At 44.3% G+C, this 17,437-nt stretch carries 17 protein-coding genes and 1 pseudogene; 6 read left to right on the forward strand and 12 right to left on the reverse strand.

The genetic code is table 11. From position 1 onward, the window contains the following. The first annotated feature begins 174 nt into the window (after positions 1–174). Positions 175–1,368, forward strand: a complete 1,194-nt coding sequence (gene fabV, locus MKY87_RS08495; RefSeq protein WP_340963924.1) for an enoyl-ACP reductase FabV — start codon at positions 175–177, stop codon at positions 1,366–1,368. A gap of 181 nt (positions 1,369–1,549) precedes the next feature. On the opposite strand, the gene MKY87_RS08500 is transcribed toward fabV, so the two are convergent. From MKY87_RS08500 to MKY87_RS08510, 3 genes are all read right to left on the reverse strand, one after another. Next, positions 1,550–2,779: a DNA glycosylase AlkZ-like family protein gene (locus MKY87_RS08500; protein ID WP_340963926.1), complete on the reverse strand. Its 1,230-nt coding sequence runs from the start codon at positions 2,777–2,779 to the stop codon at positions 1,550–1,552. A 134-nt stretch (positions 2,780–2,913) separates the two neighbouring features. Then, positions 2,914–3,141: a hypothetical protein gene (locus MKY87_RS08505; RefSeq protein ID WP_315938477.1), complete on the reverse strand. Its 228-nt coding sequence runs from the start codon at positions 3,139–3,141 to the stop codon at positions 2,914–2,916. Between the two features lie 164 nt (positions 3,142–3,305). Next, complete coding sequence (locus tag MKY87_RS08510; protein WP_340963928.1) at positions 3,306–4,424, reverse strand: NADH-dependent flavin oxidoreductase; 1,119 nt, start codon at positions 4,422–4,424, stop codon at positions 3,306–3,308. A 224-nt stretch (positions 4,425–4,648) separates the two neighbouring features. Here MKY87_RS08510 and MKY87_RS08515 point away from each other — a divergent pair, with 224 nt between their 5' ends. Beyond that, complete coding sequence (locus tag MKY87_RS08515) at positions 4,649–5,083, forward strand: MerR family transcriptional regulator (protein ID WP_091027770.1); 435 nt, start codon at positions 4,649–4,651, stop codon at positions 5,081–5,083. Positions 5,084–5,326: 243 nt separating this feature from the next. Here the strand turns inward: MKY87_RS08515 and MKY87_RS08520 are convergent, their stop codons facing one another. Further along, positions 5,327–5,923, reverse strand: coding sequence for a restriction endonuclease (locus MKY87_RS08520; RefSeq protein WP_338588281.1), 597 nt, complete (start codon positions 5,921–5,923; stop codon positions 5,327–5,329). Between the two features lie 270 nt (positions 5,924–6,193). Here MKY87_RS08520 and MKY87_RS08525 point away from each other — a divergent pair, with 270 nt between their 5' ends. From MKY87_RS08525 to MKY87_RS08530, 3 genes and pseudogenes are all read left to right on the forward strand, one after another. Next, the gene (locus MKY87_RS08525) at positions 6,194–7,453 is read left to right on the forward strand and encodes a hypothetical protein (protein WP_340963932.1); all 1,260 of its coding nucleotides are present in this window, start codon (positions 6,194–6,196) and stop codon (positions 7,451–7,453) included. Between the two features lie 353 nt (positions 7,454–7,806). Next, positions 7,807–7,908: pseudogene (locus MKY87_RS30720) on the forward strand (putative RNA methyltransferase); the annotation flags it as partial. Between the two features lie 9 nt (positions 7,909–7,917). After that, positions 7,918–8,619: a methyltransferase domain-containing protein gene (locus MKY87_RS08530; protein ID WP_301290438.1), complete on the forward strand. Its 702-nt coding sequence runs from the start codon at positions 7,918–7,920 to the stop codon at positions 8,617–8,619. Between the two features lie 93 nt (positions 8,620–8,712). Here the strand turns inward: MKY87_RS08530 and msrA are convergent, their stop codons facing one another. From msrA to MKY87_RS08560, 6 genes are all read right to left on the reverse strand, one after another. Then, positions 8,713–9,228: a peptide-methionine (S)-S-oxide reductase MsrA gene (gene msrA, locus MKY87_RS08535; RefSeq protein WP_315938472.1), complete on the reverse strand. Its 516-nt coding sequence runs from the start codon at positions 9,226–9,228 to the stop codon at positions 8,713–8,715. Between the two features lie 178 nt (positions 9,229–9,406). Further along, a complete protein-coding gene (locus MKY87_RS08540) occupies positions 9,407–9,664 on the reverse strand; it encodes a GlsB/YeaQ/YmgE family stress response membrane protein (RefSeq protein WP_062835823.1) in 258 nt (85 codons plus the stop codon). A gap of 308 nt (positions 9,665–9,972) precedes the next feature. Then, positions 9,973–11,277 (reverse strand): AAA family ATPase, encoded by a 1,305-nt coding sequence (locus tag MKY87_RS08545; protein WP_340963941.1) that lies wholly within the window; start codon positions 11,275–11,277, stop codon positions 9,973–9,975. Further along, entirely contained in the window at positions 11,277–12,740 is a 1,464-nt protein-coding gene (locus MKY87_RS08550; RefSeq protein ID WP_340963944.1) for an RtcB family protein, read from the reverse strand. The genes MKY87_RS08545 and MKY87_RS08550 overlap by 1 nt, the downstream gene beginning before the upstream one ends. Positions 12,741–13,240: 500 nt before the next feature. After that, a complete protein-coding gene (locus MKY87_RS08555) occupies positions 13,241–14,059 on the reverse strand; it encodes a TerC family protein (RefSeq protein WP_036617064.1) in 819 nt (272 codons plus the stop codon). A gap of 277 nt (positions 14,060–14,336) precedes the next feature. Next, a complete protein-coding gene (locus MKY87_RS08560; RefSeq protein WP_237176989.1) occupies positions 14,337–14,648 on the reverse strand; it encodes a DUF3817 domain-containing protein in 312 nt (103 codons plus the stop codon). Positions 14,649–14,864: 216 nt separating this feature from the next. On the opposite strand from MKY87_RS08560, the gene MKY87_RS08565 reads away from it, so the two are divergent. Beyond that, positions 14,865–15,968, forward strand: a complete 1,104-nt coding sequence (locus MKY87_RS08565; protein ID WP_340963946.1) for a glycosyltransferase family 4 protein — start codon at positions 14,865–14,867, stop codon at positions 15,966–15,968. 21 nt (positions 15,969–15,989) lie between these two features. On the opposite strand, the gene MKY87_RS08570 is transcribed toward MKY87_RS08565, so the two are convergent. Then, the gene (locus MKY87_RS08570) at positions 15,990–16,352 is read right to left on the reverse strand and encodes an HIRAN domain-containing protein (protein WP_237176987.1); all 363 of its coding nucleotides are present in this window, start codon (positions 16,350–16,352) and stop codon (positions 15,990–15,992) included. A gap of 40 nt (positions 16,353–16,392) precedes the next feature. Continuing rightward, a complete protein-coding gene (locus tag MKY87_RS08575; RefSeq protein ID WP_338588287.1) occupies positions 16,393–17,370 on the reverse strand; it encodes a helix-turn-helix transcriptional regulator in 978 nt (325 codons plus the stop codon). Positions 17,371–17,437 lie beyond the last annotated feature (67 nt).

A 17,437-nucleotide genomic window follows, 5' to 3' on the forward strand; every position in this document is an offset into this window, starting at 1 on the left:
CGAGTACATTCTATTCACATCATCGCAAAATTAGAGATATAACGCCACCCTTCCGGCGAAATCAAACGAAACGGTTTCCGTTTCCGAGGTAATTGTTTTACAATAAGAAAGTATGTGTAAGAGCATTTTATCGAAATGCTGAAACATGAGCTGAATATGAAAGGATGCAAATAAATGATTATTAAACCAAGAACACGTGGTTTTATTTGTACCACTTCCCATCCTGTAGGTTGCGCTGCGCAAGTGCAGGAACAGATTGATTATGTGAAATCCCAGCCTGAGCTGAAAGGACCCCGTAATGTGCTCGTCATCGGTGCTTCCACTGGCTACGGACTGGCGTCACGTGTTGTCTCTGCTTTTGGAGCGGGAGCGAATACGGTCGGCATTTATCGTCCAAGCAGTTCCACAGAGAAACGTACAGCGTCAGCAGGTTGGTACAACTCCGCTGCATTCGAAAAAGCCGCTGAAGAAGCAGGCCTCAAATCGTACAGCATCACAGGTGATGCATTCGCAAACGAAACACGAGACAAAACCGTTGAACTGATTCGCAGTGAACTCGGTCAAGTAGATCTGGTCGTATACAGCGTAGCCTCGGCACGCCGTACCGATCCGAACACGGGTGAAGTGTTCAACTCTGTGCTGAAGCCTATCGGACAATCCTACACAAACAAAACGGTAAACTTCCACACAGGCGAAATCAGCTCCGTTACCCTTGAGCCGGCAAACGAAGAAGAAATTCGTCAGACGGTAACCGTAATGGGTGGAGACGATTGGGAACTATGGATGGATGCCCTGCAACAAGGCGGCGTTCTTGCTGACGATGCAACAACCATCGCTTTCTCTTACATCGGTCCTGAACTTACTCATGCCATTTATCGTGATGGTTCCATCGGTCAGGCCAAGAATCATCTGGAAGCGACAGCACACAAGCTGAATGATCGTCTGAGTGCCAAAGGTGGACGTGCGTACGTAACTGTAGCCAAAGCGTTGGTGACTCAATCCAGCTCCGCGATTCCAGTAGTGCCGCTGTACATCTCAGCATTGTACAAAGTCATGAAAGAAAAAGGCTTGCACGAAGGCTGCATCGAGCAATTGCAACGTTTGTTCGCTGATCGCCTGTATGCGGGGGGAGAAGTTCCAACCGACGCTGAAGGTCGCATTCGTATTGACGATTGGGAGATGAGAGCTGACGTTCAGGATGAAGTGGCGAAGCTCTGGAATGAGTTGACCACAGAAAACATCTACGATCTGTCCGATCTGGAAGGTTACCGTCGCGAATTCTTCCAGCTGTTTGGTTTTGAAACCGATGGTGTGGATTATGAAGCAGATGTTGATCCCAACGTTGAAATGCCTCATCTGGTGAACTAAAGAAGTTTTTGCGTGGACGTGAGCTTAGGTTTTTGTTAGAGCTAACTGCGGATATCATGTTAAAAATATGATTTTAAAATCAATGAAGGAGGAGCCAATTGGCTCCCCTTTTTTTGTCCTTTTTAATTCCACACACTGATTCCAATTCCCTTATCCATACACTCCTTCGTATATACCCTAATCAAATCGATTTAAGCTGCTTTTTCAGCTCTTTTGGTACCGTCTTCTCGATATTAATGGAACGCGCTCCATGCATGGATGCAAAGAATTGAAGTCCCTCCCGAAAATCCGTAATCCATTCCTCCACAGGTGGAGCAGTCTCTTCCATCGATAACAAACGAACGGTAAGTACTCCCGTTTTGCGATCAAGTCGTGGGTCCATACGTCCAATCAACCGATCACCGTGAAGAATAGGCATGGCATAATAACCGTAGGTTCTTTTCACCTCTGGCGTATAAATCTCCCACTTATAATGAAAATCGAATAAATCGACAATACGTTCTCTTCTCCATAACAGGTTGTCCAGTGGCGGCAGGAAACGGACCGGGCCTGATGGATCATAGTGTGGCTCTTCCCTCTCCATGTGCAGCAGCAAATTCTCATCTTCAGCACGTATATAATAAGGCGTCGCCACGTCCTCCACCTTAAGCGGGATCATTCGCCCATCTGACACACGGTCAGCAATATCGGCGCGTCGTTCAGCCGCTGTAGATTTTAGCCAACCCAGACGGGGATCACGGGCATCTACGACACGATACGCATGAATGTATTTATCCAGCAGAGCCTGTCTCTGGGCCAACACATCCATGTCTTCTTTTATCGTAAGTCCCTGTTGTTGCAATCCGGATTCGGTAATATGAAAATAACGTTCATTCCCCTGCCTCGCCACCACACGAATCACAGCGGAGTCTAACAGTAAATTCAGAGCAAGTGTGGTATCCTTCGTCTTTGGCACATCTGCACTGTCCCAATAACCACTTACCCGTTCAACAGCACGGAAGGCTCTGGAAGGTAAAGGTCCTTCTTCCTTCAAACGTTGTAACACATGCTGAACTGTTTTCTCCAGACCTTGCAGGGACGGAGCCAGACGCTCCCTTAATCGGGCACGCACAGGTTCCAAGAGAGCATAGTCCTCGATTGGAATGACACAGGCAGCATTTGCAAAATATTCAAACACCTTGTGATCACTCAGCAGCGTATTTAAGCTGTCAGCAGTGTAACCAGGATCACGAGCACCCAGCACCAAATGCTGGTTTCCGGTTACAGCAGCCACAGGATCGATCTGCACGCAACCAAGGGAGCGAATCAAACTCAAAACTTGATCGGGTCCCGAAGGTAAGGAAACTGCGGGCCAACGTCCCAGTAAAGCTTGCGTTTGCAGCAAAAAACGCCGAATGATTTTTTTATTCATGTGCAGCGCTGTTGTCATATGTATAGGTTCTTCCCTTCATTAGATATACAAGGATTCATAGTTCAGTTCATTAGGATTGATTTTAACAGTCCACATCATTACTTTCCAACCAAAGAAAGAATTCAATGTCTTACTTATCCAGCAATCCGGTCCTTATGGACAAAATAAAAAGAAGCACCACCATCCTGGATGATCTGCTTCTTGTGTTTGACCTTTTGCAATTTTTCCTGCTTTGTAGGCATGAGCCGCACATGCTGGGATAACGCACCATAATCTCCGTTAACTCTTCGGCTCTGTTCCGAGCACCATTGACCTGACCGCTCTGCTTTGCGTAATGCTTTTTGTGTTTGTGTACGTGCCATAATGGATCACACACTCCTTTGGTTGATATACACTCAATATATCATGTGCAGCTATGCAAGTGAAGGTGAAGCTTTTTTTGTTGAAGCGGATAAATTAGTACAACTGTTCTTGAAATCAAAAAAGGCAGCTATTATTAGCGGCCTTTTTTGATCTTTCATCTTCTTTATTGTTCAACTTTAAACCATGGACCTGCATTTTGTATGACACCCCATAGTTTCGCTGGCAACACAAGATCTCTAACGTTAGATGATTTAATCACGTTTTGAATTTCCGATTCTCTTCCTTGTTGAACTTTTTCAACCCACTCTGGATCGGAGATTAATACACGTCCAATTACCGCCAAAGAGAGTCCTTTCTCCATGCTTTCAGAGACATCCTCTGGGCTTTCCAAGGCACCCGCTGCAATTACAAAAATCCGATTGTTGGCATGTTCAACAATCAGTTCAAGATACGTTTTTTTGTTATCTTGGTTATAGTTTGGTTTTGACGTAAGGGCTTGTACCAAGGAACAATGAACATAATCAACATTTTCTTCAATCAGTTTATCAATCAGTGCGTAAGTATCTTTCATTCTAAGGGCATCTTGTTGATGTTCCTCTGGGGAAATGCGGTAACCTAAAATAAATGGTTTTGTCGAATATCTCTCAATAGCTTTTTTCACCTCTCGAATAACAGCTAGTGGAAAACTCAGACGTTTTTCCAGTGATCCCCCCCATTGGTCTTGACGTTTGTTGAAGAATGGAGATAAGAAGCTTTGAAGTAAAAAACCGTGGGCTCCATGGAGTTCAACACCATCAAAACCAGCTTCAATTGCACGTCTTGTAGTTTCACCGAACGCATGTATAATTTCCAGAATTTCTTCATGTGTAAGTTCTCTAGGGGATACTGCTTCAGTCAGAGCAACACCGCTCGGACTCACCACGTCACCATTAGGAACTAATTCAGCAATCGCTTTATCTCCAGCATGGAACAATTGAAGAATTGCTGGAGCTCCTCCACTCTTAGCAGCATCTGCCAATTTTTTTAGACTAGGGATAAATGAATCATTATATGCGGCGAATTCATGTGTAAATCCAATACCATTGGGTAGGACATGAGTACAGCCCGTGATAACTAAACCTACACCATTCACTCTTTTTTTATAATATGCAACTTCCTCATCGGAAATCGTGTAATCATCATTACTTGACCATGTCGTCATCGGAGACATAACCACTCTATTCTTTAAGGTAATCCCTTTATTGAATGTAAAGGGTTCAAACAATTTATTAAATTTACTCATTGTACGTTCTCCTTTATATTTTGATTTCTAAGTGCTTATTCATGGAACAGATGAAGATAACCTTATCTCATCCATCCCAATCACAAGTTCTACACAAGAATATCAGGTTAACCTAAGGGGAAGTAAAGTAGGAATTGACACGTAATTTTAAACGATTTTCTTTTAACTACTATTCTATGTGATAAAATAACAGTTACAGTAACTGTAACTATGGAGGCGATCAGATGTTTTTTTCAATGAAGTATGTAGTGGAGAATTATAATATAACTGCAAAGACACTTCGATTTTATGAAGAGCAAGGGATATTACCGAATATTTCACGCGACGAAAAAGGGAATAGAGTTTATACCGAACAACAAATCGATTGGATTTCTTTTATTCTTTGTCTCAAAGAAACAGGAATGCCGCTTTCTAAAATTAAAGACTACAAGGAATCCTATGAGATGGGGAACTCCACCTATTTAGAAAGAGAGGAAATGTTAAAGAAACATAAAATTGAATTACAAAAGAAAATTGAAGAAAGTTTGAAATATATGGAAGAAATAAATTATAAATTAGCTATGTATGAACTTCAAAAAGATGAGGTTAGGAAAAATCCTAACCACAATTTTAAATGTCACGGCCTTGAGGTGAACATTGTCGATACCAGAGAGGGGTGAATCAAATATTCGAAATGCTAAAACTAACAGATGAACAAACGGAGCTCGAAATATCCATCCAGAAAAATAACCAGTCGCCTGTATCTAACTAGCGATTGGTTATAATTGTTTTAAAATCTGCATCTGTCGTAGTCATCCTTTTTTTTGAGGGAGCCTCAACGGTTTAAACGTTAATCCTGACTACATTATTACTTTTTGACTATATTTAAAAAATCTACGTTGTGGCACAGTAATACAATGAAACTAGCGAGATTGCCGCTTTCGCCGGGATTGCCACGTCTCGATTGGTTCATGATCATCTTCTTCGATCAGTTCCAATGCTTCTTCCACTCTTCTCGCTTTGAATAACAGGATTAATTCCATCAGGTCTTCCCGGTCCAGCAACTTCACTCCATTGACTGCTGCAAGCGTCCGACAGGCTTCGGTGTAACGAGCGGAAGTTAATACAATTGACCGGTCGGCTTCATAATAACGCATCGATGTATATATCTCCTGCACTGCGCTCAATCCTACAGGATGATTCGCACCATATCGCTTCGCTTGTATCACACTTCGTCTGCCGAGTCTATCAACAAACACCAGATCTGCCCCAAAATCCCGGCTGCTCGTTGTCTTATGCACCTCCTCGTACCCGAGCTCTTCGAATAAATGATAGAGATATAATTCAAATTCCGAACCATCCTCCATCTTGTCGATGTCCTTTATTGTGATCTTACGAGGATTGGCTTCACTTCGGATCCGCTGCCCGCGCCCGATAACCCGCCGAATAATCCAGGCCAGCAACAACAATATGATGATACATCCAATGACCCATAGGGTCACATTTTCACTCCAGTTCATAGCTGTTCTCCTTGTTCATTTCCTATGTTCTATCCAACGTCTTACGCAGATATGGCTTGTCACCGCACTAAATATATCAGACTTCCACCTTCATCGAAAGAAGATGAATTCCCTGTAACCGTTAGACTTCACCAAACATGGTTATTTCGATAAACAAATGATAAAAGGTTACAGTGCGTTCGGTTGAATTCAGCTTGACTTTAATGGTAAAATTCAACAATCGGTTCTATTTTGAACCGAAGAAGAAAGGTGGTTTATCACTTGCATACATTGACCAAACACAAGTCCAAAACATGGGCTGCCCTCATTCTCAGCGGCATGCTCCTCTTCACCATGAATACAACAGGTTACGCCGCTGCTTCAACCGAATCCATGCCCAAACCGGCGTGGACGTCATCTTCCCTGATGCTCTCTGAGGCTAATACAGAGAAAGATGTCCTGATCAAAGGAATCCATGCCGTGCCATCCAAGAATCTTGTATATGTACATGCCTCCCAGCCCGTAACAAAAACCAGCAGCAAAACAACCCTGGACTGGCAACTGGACTCTCTCCAAGCATTCGATGCTACAACTGGACAATTGAAGTGGAATACGATATTCCATGAGAAAAGTGGTCCTTATACCACCTACTCTGATTCGGTATATGCCAGCAACGGTACAGCTTACGTGTATATGGAATATTCGGACAAAACCAAGAAAGTGTACTCATTTAATACATCCGGTAAAACCAACTGGGTCAAAACGGTGAATTCACCTGCAAGCATATCCCTATTGGATAACGATACGCTGATGGTTGCTTCAAGTCAGGGCGTGCAATCGAATGGTTCGGTTCGCTCCGCCATCTCGTTATATGACAAAAAGGGCAAGCTGATTACCGAAAAGACCATCAACGGCAACGTGCTTAAGGCTGACCATGGTCGAATTGTAGTGGATGCCAGTAAACAAACCAAGGTAGGCAACTTCTGGCAGCAAGCTGCGAATCCCAAATTAGAGATCTATGATCGTACGTTGAATCGTCTGTCCTTCTACCAATTCCCTGCTAATGCAAATACACTCGGAGATGGCGGCGGTGAATCACTGGCCATTCTCGACGATGGTTCCATTATTATGCGTGCGAATTTCGAGAACACCGGTAACCGACTGATGGGCTTTGGCATCGATGGCAAGCTTGCTTGGGGACGTGCCATTGCTGGTCATGCCTACATTCAGACGGCTGGCAACGGTTATACAGTCTTTACAGGGCAGAAGCTGGAATTGTACACGATGAAAGGCAAAGTGACTGAGCGTACATTCAAGGACGCACAGCCTGCGTTGATGCATGTCGACCAGACACAGGATGGTCAGTATCAGCTTGATTTTGCCAAAACAGGATACATTCTTGATCCACAGACGCTGGAAGACGTGCATATCTACACGACCAGTGCCTCGGTTCCTTCATTAGAAGGTGTCTCTACTTATGTGGATGATGTCATCTATTCCATGAACAATGAGACATTGTCCAAATATGCATTAAAGGTTGCTGCAAAATAATGAACAGAGCGCTTCTGTATGACCGCCTAAACGGTTGACAGGGCGCTCTTTTATTTCAAATCCGCCTGGCTCCCTTTACTTGTCATTTCTTCTCATCCTGTTATACTGGTAACGTTCTCTTGCTTCACCCTGATCTTGATAGGCCAAAGGAGCTTAACCTTCCTATGATTATTCAGTTCATTCGATACAGATAACTTGGGGCATAGCCATAAACCTCTTTTTTTGAATTTTGTGCAGAGGTTTATTTGTTATGCCCTTTTCTTCAGTTATCCAAATCTGAATGAATGGGGTGTTTTTCCATGTCAGTCCATCGCAGAGAACGTAGCGCTGCGCTTATTAATCCATACATCCATATGTTGAACTGTCCCATTTGTCATAGCCCTATGGCAACCATTAACTCAGGGAGCATTCAATGTGTGTCCAGGCATAGCTTTGATCTTGCAAGACAAGGCTATATCAATTTCATGACACGTTTTTTCAAGGGCAACTATGACAAACGTTTATTTACAGCCAAAAGGAATATCTTATCGGAAACCGGTATTTATGCTCCTTTGACCGAAGTACTACGCAGGTGGATTGCACGTTATTCCGTTGACATCAGCTGTCCCGTGCATATTCTGGATGCAGGCACAGGAGAGGGAACATTTCTGCAGCAGATTACGCAGAATACTCCAGCCGTTGGCTGGGGCATCGACATTGCCAAAGAAGGCATTGCCATGGCTTCCTCTGCCTACAACCAGCAAATTTGGTTTGTCGGCGATCTGGCATGCAGTCCGTTTGCAGAAGGTCAGCTGGACATCATCCTGAATATACTTTCTCCTTCCAACTATGAAGAGTTTGGACGAATTCTGAAAGATGGGGGATGGATCATCAAAGTCATCCCCCGTGAACGATATTTAATTGAACTGAGAGAAATGCTGTTCCTGAATCGACCTGATCGAGCAGACGGCCGGGAACTTACGCTGGACCGATTCCGCAAACATCATCATCTCATCGCCAGCATTCCGCTGACCTACACGCTGCCCGTCACCGCAAACATGCTGGATTCACTCGTTCATATGACACCACTTTCCTGGCATCTGTCGGGAATATCCCGGATGGGCATTCAAGCTTCCTTGTCGAAGATTACCATTGACGTAGAAATACTGGTGGGAACGAACAATTAGATAACCGTTATGGCAGATTTCAGCCGCCATACAGCCAAAAAGCCGGGCGAGTTCCAACTGGAACTTTCCCGGCTTTTCATGTGATCTGATGCATTATTTCCAATTCTCGTCTATAAATTCGTCCCGTCCGGATAACGCACGGTCTTCCTTATAATGTTTCTCGTTTTTCTTGTGGTAATCCTGATGATAATCTTCAGCCGGATAGAATATAGCTGCATCGCGAATTTCCGTAACAATCGGTTGACTGAATCGTCCGCTGGCTGCCAGTTCCTGCTTGGACTGTTCAGCAAGCTCACGTTGACGTTCATTATGCACAAAGATTGCCGTACGATACTGTGTTCCCCGATCCTGGAACTGGCCTCCGTCATCCGTCGGATCAATCTGTGGCCAGTACAGCTCCAGCAGTCGTTCATAAGGGAATACATCTGGATCAAATGTAATCTCAACCACTTCGACATGACCGGTCTCCCCGGTTTTGACCTGCTCATATGTTGGATTCTCGACGTGACCGCCAGCATAACCCGATATAATGCCATGAATGCCCGGTTGTTCTTCAAACGGTGTAACCATACACCAGAAACATCCGCCAGCGAATGTAGCTTTTTCCATTCCGTTCATCCCCTCTTATCTAAACTACCTATACAATACTGATGCTAAGTTACGCATGTATCCTTATATTCTAAAACAACAAGAGGTTGATTGAAAGCCATGGTTATGGCTCTCAATCAACCTCTTCATTGGTAATGCATTTAGCTGACAACTAATTCAAGAAATTATCTTGATGAAGTTACCCGCGACTACGTCCCATCGAACGGAAGATCAAGCTTACGATGGCTACAAGAACGATCGCACCAATCAATGCAGGTACAATGTGGAATCCGCCCATCTCAGGACCCATATCGCCCAAGATTACTCCACCTAACCATCCACCGATGAAACCAGCAATGATGTTACCAATAACACCACCTGGAATGTCACGACCAACAATCAAACCTGCCAACCAACCAATGATACCACCGATAATTAATGACCATAACCAACCCATATCATTCACCTCTAATTAAAGTTTTTGTTGTTGTCTGTCTACTATTAACCGCTACAGAAGCATTTAAACAATTGGCATAAAAATTTTTGCATATTACCTTTTGTCCCCATGCATCTCCCTCTGCAAAACAAGCCTTAGTCAGGTATGGAACAGATCGCGTTACTTTCCGGTATCTCACCAGCTCAGGGCTGCGTTATGTACCTCCCGAAAGTCATTGTATGTTAGAGCAGACAAGGTTAGTATCACCAAATGAGGTAGGATTATTTATAAAATTGCGTCATATTATAGGATGGATGGGTTAGGTCTGATCAATAAAAGCCTGCACGGCCCTTACCTGGCTGCGCCAGCCAAGTATGTTTATGGCTCTTGTCCAGCTCGCCACGCATCGACTGAATGACTTTCACAATGTCTGTCTGTCCATTCTGATGCCATTCCAGCGCAGCGCTCACATATAACTCACCTAGCTGTGCAAGAGAAAACGTGTCGGTCAGACGAGCTGCTTCTACCATGCCTTCTTCACCCGCAAATACGGTGAAGCCTCGTTGGCGCAAATATTGCAGGCGCAACGCTTCATCTGGCAACGGAATTTCGTAAGCACGGTCAAACCGTCCGGCACGGTTCATGAGACCAGGATCTATTTTCTCCGGATAATTCGTTGTCCCAATAAGGAAAATGCCTTCTTTTGAGGTAGCTCCATCCAGTGTATTCAGGAAAAAGGAACGGACTTCATCCGGCATCGAATCGATGTCCTCAATGATCAGTACCATCGGTGCCAACCGCTTGGCAGCCTCGAACACTTCACGCACCGATTCACTGTTGGTATACTCCGTAATCTGCCAATACGCAGCCGGGCCCGGGATACTTCCCGCAATGGATTTCACCAACGTGGTCTTACCATTCCCCGGATGTCCATACAATAGAATGCCCCGTTTGTACGGGATATCATAATCTCTGTAAAAGGAACGATCTGCTTCGAAGAACTGATCCAGCGAGCGGAAAATATCCTGCTTGATCTGTGCCGAGAGAACAACATCCTCTCGTCCCACGGAGCGAGTGATGGATTCCACATGGCGATCGCTGCCATTCCGGGCATCGGTGTAGACCGTTACTTTTTTCATATTTTGCTGACGTTCCCGTTCCCGGACACTTCCCAGAAATTGCTTCATCTCCTCATCACCGACGGCAAAGACAAAGTCTTCACTGTAGATCCCGTTCTCTCGGAAAAACGGAACCCGGACAAGTGCAACGCCCCATTTCGGATAGGCAAATACGTTATTGCGAATGGAGTAATGCACACCATAAGTGGGTACATCTCCATCATCGTCGTAATGTAACGTCTGAAGCTCCAGATCCTCGAATATGCGGGCTACCAATTCTACTTCGTCACTGCCATTTTGCAGGTCTTCCCGGAGTAACTCCCAATATTCATTGTTCGGGTCAGAACTGGCATAAAGCTTGTACTCAACTCCATAGCGCTGATGGAGCGCCTCACTGATTCCACGAATCAGCCTTGAATAGATAGCGTAACCTTCCACTCGAATTCGAGTATCATGTTGTTCGTCATAGGTATAGATCGCTTGAGTTGGATCTGTTTGTTGTTCGTTTATTGTCATTATTTCGCTCCCTTTACCGCTACAAGCGGTTTGCATTTGGCTACAACTTGAGCCAGGCCTGCGCCGGTAACACTGTCTATAATTTCATCTACATTTTTATAAGCCTGAGGTGATTCATCAATAATGGATTCAAGTGAGCGTTGATTTACCACGATCTCATCTTCTGTACCCACACCTAGTGCCGTGGCAAAATATTCCACGCTAATCAATCGTTTCGTTGCCGTCCGTGAACGGATGCGACCCGCACCGTGACATATTGAATAATAATTATCAGCACCCTGCGGCTGACCTACCATGATATATGAAGCAGTTCCCATGGAACCGGGAATAAGCGCCGGATGTCCAGTTGCCAGATAAGGTTTCGGATTATCCGGGTGACCTGCCGGCAACGCACGTGTCGCCCCTTTGCGATGCACAAAAACAGAACCTTTGTCTACGTGAGATTCCTCCCAGGCATAGTTGTGCATCAGATCGTATAACGTACGGAATTCACATTTGGAGCCAAACACATCCCGGAATGCTTCGCGAATAGCATACGCAATCAGGTGCCGATTGACAACAGCGTAATTCAATGCAGAATACATCATGTTCACATAATGACGACCTTCCGCATGCTCCAGTGGAGCAAAGACCAGTCTGGGATCGGATGTACCCAGGTTAAGCCGCTGCATGACTTTGGCAATCGCTGACGAACTCGTCTGACTTACATAACCACCCCATGCACGAGAGCCGGAATGAATCATGACCACGACTTGTCCATCATACAATCCCCAAGCTTCGGCGATTTCACGATTCTCTTCAGCGATCTCAATCGCCTGGATCTCGGCAAAATGATTCCCCCCACCCAGTGTTCCGAGCTGACGATGCGAACGATGCCACGTCATATCAGGAACATGGTTTAACACATCCTCATCATAACTGAACTTGCTGCTTTCCACATGTGTCATCGAGGTTGATTTTTTCGGTGTATAGCTGTCGGGAATATACTTTTTGGGTAAACCATGCAGTCCTTTACGAACAATATGCTCCAGTCTGATGTCCGAGTAATGACCTCGCTGGTTCGCCTCCATCGGCAATACTTTCTCAATGGCCTTGACGAGTTTACGGCGAAGCTTGATGTCTTTCAATTCGTCCTTGTGCAAATTCGTCATATGCACTCGCATGCCACAGCCGATGTCACTACCCACGATGGAGGGAGAAACGTATCCGCTGTGGGCATCCCACACGGCTGTCGTTCCAATGCACGTACCTACACCGACGTGTACGTCTGGCGTGTAACTCATATAAGAAATTCCCGGAATCTGCAGATTATTGTTTGCCATCTCGAATACCTTGTAATCGAGCGAGGAGAAGAGCTGTTGCGCCGCATATACGGTTAGGTCGCCTGCAGGCAATTTTACTTCATGCCGGTAGCCACCTGCGATTTCATTTGGATTGGTAAATAAATTAAATTCTGTATTCATAAAAGTGTATTATTCCTTTCTGTACGTTCAGCAAATTCGGTTTGCTGATTCATCTGTAAAATAAAACTAAAAAAAGCCATAGGCTAATCGCCCATGACTTCTACTGAATGACAATAACGGAGAACAGAACAGCATACATGCTGTGTGTCTGTCATCCATCGCTATAATATAAGCGAAGAACGCATATCGATTATAAAAACCGCTAAACGATATGCCTATCCCCTATGTCGACCGTATGAGGCCAATGAAACGATGAGCCGGATATGCTATTGTGTCTACGTTGCGCCCTGTTTGAATCAAATCATAACCAAGCATCATGTCTCTCGGCCTCCCTTCGTTAATGTTAGTCTTATATTAAGGGGACTAGAATTCATGTGTCAACCCTTTTCTTGGAAATTGGTCCATGGTGTAGATTGCATATGTAAACAAAAACAGGAGATTGTCCTAGGACAATCTCCTGTTTCCCAAATAATAATGATGTTGTTAGCGTAACATGATTATTACAGTCCTGCTTGTTTTTCCAACTCTTCAACCGGATTTTCGTCTTCTTTTTCAGGAACTTTGGAAGACAGGAACCAACCACATACCGCAATGGTGATCAGTACAATATAGAATCCGAATTTCCAAATTTTATTTTCCGGGAAATGCTCATCGAGAACACCCAATGAAGGGTGTGCGAGTGTAATAACTGCCAGCTTAACCCCTACCCAACCTACGATTACAAATGCCGCAACTTCCAGTCCTGGACGGGAATGAAGCAATTTCACAAAGTATGAGGCTGCAAAACGCATGATCACAAGCCCGATGAATCCACCGAGGAAGATAACGATAAACTGTCCACCGTCGAGTCCGCCAATTGGAGGCAATCCACTTGGTGGCAACGCCACGGCCAAAGCAACAGCAGCCAGAATGGAATCAACTGCAAATGCGATATCCGCTACTTCGACCTTGAAAACGGTCATCCAGAAACCGGATTGTTTTTTCGGTTTCTTAGGCGTTGAATCAGCTGCTTCATCTGTCTTATTGCGACTACCCAGTATCTTTTTAACGATATGGTTAATCGAAATATACAGGAGGTACAGGGCACCGATCGCTTGTACTTGCCATACATCGACGAGGAAAGAGATCAGGAACAACGAACCTAAACGGAAAACAAATGCACCCATCAAACCATAGAACAACGCTTTTTTGCGCTTATCTTCAGGCAAGTGTTTAACCATGATTGCGAGTACCAATGCATTATCTGCTGCGAGTAATCCTTCAAGGACAACTAAGACAGCAAGCACCCACCCATATTCTAATAATAATGAAACATCCAAAATTGACTCCTCCTTAATATTCTTATGATGTACAAAAAAAAGGACCTTTACCATCACTGGTAAGGTCCTTTTATATCCACAAAAAGAGACCTTTACCGAGCATGAAAACTTGGTAAAGGTCTCGCTAACAACAAAATTGCTGCCAATAAAGCCGGGGATATGATCCCGAATTGACGACTTTACTGTAAAAGCTACTCCCCTTTAACAGGAATATGTAGTTTTAGTTGGAACGGGTTGTTTAACCTGTACTCATCATATTTCATAACGTTAAATAAAGTCAAGCTTTATTTAGTTGACGATACAGCTTACGGAATACGACAACATCGTAGATCATATTCCCCAGTGGGATGAAAGAAACAAAGAACAGAGCAATTGGACGGCGCAGACGCCACTTCTGTGAGGTGTACATACTCACCATGAATAACAAATACATTAAAAACAAAAAACCGTACAGATTTCCAAACCATGTGACAGCCTGCGGCATAATCCCTGCATCTCTCAACGGAAAAGCAACAAACAGTAGCAACACGTACGAAATACCCTGCAACCACAACATCAGCCGGAAGCGCCCCAGCGTAGAATGTAACATTATTTTCCTCCTGCTTTTATACATGTAACGAATTCAATTGTTCCCGTACAGTATATCACAAAAGTTGTCTATCTCCGCTTCATTCCATGCAACAGATTATTCCTGCATGCTTATATGGGTGGTTCATCTACCATTTCGCAGGAGCCAAATGCTTTAGCTTCTCATAAGATATATGACGAAGATTGTTACAGATGTCGGACAAGGAGGAGCCTGATCATGAAAATAGCTATGGTTGCACCCGAGAAATTGCCTTTGCCTGGTAATGGTTCTGTGGAAATCTGTATCCTGGGCATCGCTCGTGAACTAGCCCATCGCCATCAGGTGACCATTATAAGTCGTCAAATGGAAGGCCTCGCCGCCACGGAACAGATCGACGGGATCACCATTCAACGTGTCCCTGCGTCGAGTCCTGTCATGTACACCAAAGCAGTCATACGTTTGTTATCCAAACAACCCTTTGATGTAATTCAAGTGGATAACAGGCCACGCAGTATGGCGACCATCAAACGAGCTTTTCCACGCACACCTGTTGTACTCTATCTTCACTCGTTAACGTTTGCCCAGCCCGGACCTTCCAAACTCACATTAATGAAAAAAGCCGATTGGATTGCCGTCAATAGTCAATCCCTGAGACAAAGGTTAGGCCGCAGATTTCCGTTGGTAAAACACCGGATGAGTGTTGTCCCATTAGGTGCAGATTTAAGCCGCTTCAGGCCTGTTGAATCCAGCGAAGAACAGATTCATCTGCGTACAAAATTTGGAGTAACTAAACGATTCTCCATTCTGTATGTCGGCAGGCTTATTCCTGGAAAAGGTGTAGATGTATTAATTCGTGCAACTGCCCTCCTTCAGCAACAGATGCCTGTTCAACTGGTTGTTGCAGGCAAAGGACCTCCGTATTACATGCGTAAACTTCGCGAACTTGCCCAAAAACAAAAAGTCCATGTTTCCTTCCGTGGTCAGATAAACCATGAGCATATCGATCAGTTGTACCGGGCAGTCGATTGTCTGGTCTGTCCGTCTCAAGAACATGAAGCTTTTGGCCTGGTAAATGTTGAGGCGATGGCTTCAGGATTACCCGTCATTGCTTCGGATAACGGAGGTATTCGTGAGATTATTGAATCAGGTATCAATGGATACCTTGTCACCGCTTATAAGCGTCCCCAACGTTTCACCTCTTACCTGTACAAACTTGCAAGTAATCCCACTTTTGCCGAGATGTTAGGGAAGTCTGGCCGAGACAGCGCAAGGGCACATTTCAGTTGGGCAAGAACAGCCATGCATCTGGAAGCGACCTATACCAGGCTCATCCGTAAATGAGCCTTTCTTCTGTTACGATGATCAAGCTTTTTCACGAAATTGCCATCCCTTAATCAAAGAATCCATCTGCGGAACAGGAATGTGACTCATCTCAATTAACTCCATAATAACCATATCTCTCATCATGAATCGTACTTTGGCACACGTTAGTTGATGAAATACATCGTAGAATGCCGTCCCGGTCCAACATCCATGAGGTACGACAAGCGGATCATTCACGATATAACCTACGGCTCCAATCGGGGGAATAACAACCTTAATCGCTTGATGATCCAAACGATTATCTGGATCTTTGACGAGATACACGGTATCCCCCACATGTAAAGCCTGTACTCCATGGTAGTGGTCCATCCCATACATAGCTGCGAATAATTTGGTACTCATATGACCTGCTCCTTTTTCTGTATTTCTCCATAATTAAAATTTATTTTAGCAATGGTACATCGGTTTCATAATGTTCCAACCACTCCACAAGTTGCCTGCGTATCTCTCTACGAAACTCACGAGGTTCAAGTACCTCTGCCTCGGGCCCAAATTGATACAACCATTTCAAAAATTCTCTGCTGCTATTCAGTGTCACTTCAAATAACAATCCCCCATCCGACATATTCGTCATTCGCGGGCGAACAAACATTTCTTCTTCTTTTATGTAGGGGGCCACTTTCTCAGAGAATCTTACCTTGAAATGGATATGTTCGTCGCCACGGTCAATAGACCAGGTGTTCTTCATGTACTGTGTTATGTTGAAATCACCCATGTCGAAACCGGCATTTGTTCGTGTCACATCCAAAAAACGGCTAATTCGAAACAATCGAACTTTTTGCAGCAAATGACAGTATCCAATCAAATAAAAACGTTGATCACGTGGAATGAGATAATAGGGATCGATATCGCGAACTGTGATCTCATTTCTTGTCAGCGTATGATATTGAGTACGAATGGTTTGCTGGCTTAGAATAGCTTCGATGATGGGAATCAGCAGATTAGGGTCTTTTCCTTCCTCACGATAAGCTGGCGTGCCCATCCGAATAATTCCCGCAATATTCTCTACAATGTCACTGTTTCTTGATTTTAATTTGGTATGAGCCGACATAACCTTGTCAAAAGCTGAATCAAACTCAGCAGGTAACTTGGAGGTATCAACTACGGACGGGAGCAAGGAGAAAACCATTGCTTCCTGTTCAGTAAAATCTAATGGATACATTGCAAACTCACCAATAAATCGGTAACCTTTGCCGTATCCTTCATTCATAATCGGGGCGACCCTATCCAAAATCCGGAGATCACGATAAATCGTGCGTACAGTCGTACCGCATTTCAGCGCCAATTCCTTGGCCGAAATTCCAGGATTTGCTTGTATAGCCTGAAGTATACGCAGCAGACGAATTAATTTCTCTGTCATGTAGTTTCTCCCCTTCGATATTTTATCGGCAAGGAAAACTAGTTCCTTTAGTACAGAACTAAATCTT

Source organism: Paenibacillus sp. FSL R7-0198, assembly GCF_038000415.1.
Taxonomy (GTDB): Bacteria; Bacillota; Bacilli; order Paenibacillales; family Paenibacillaceae; genus Paenibacillus.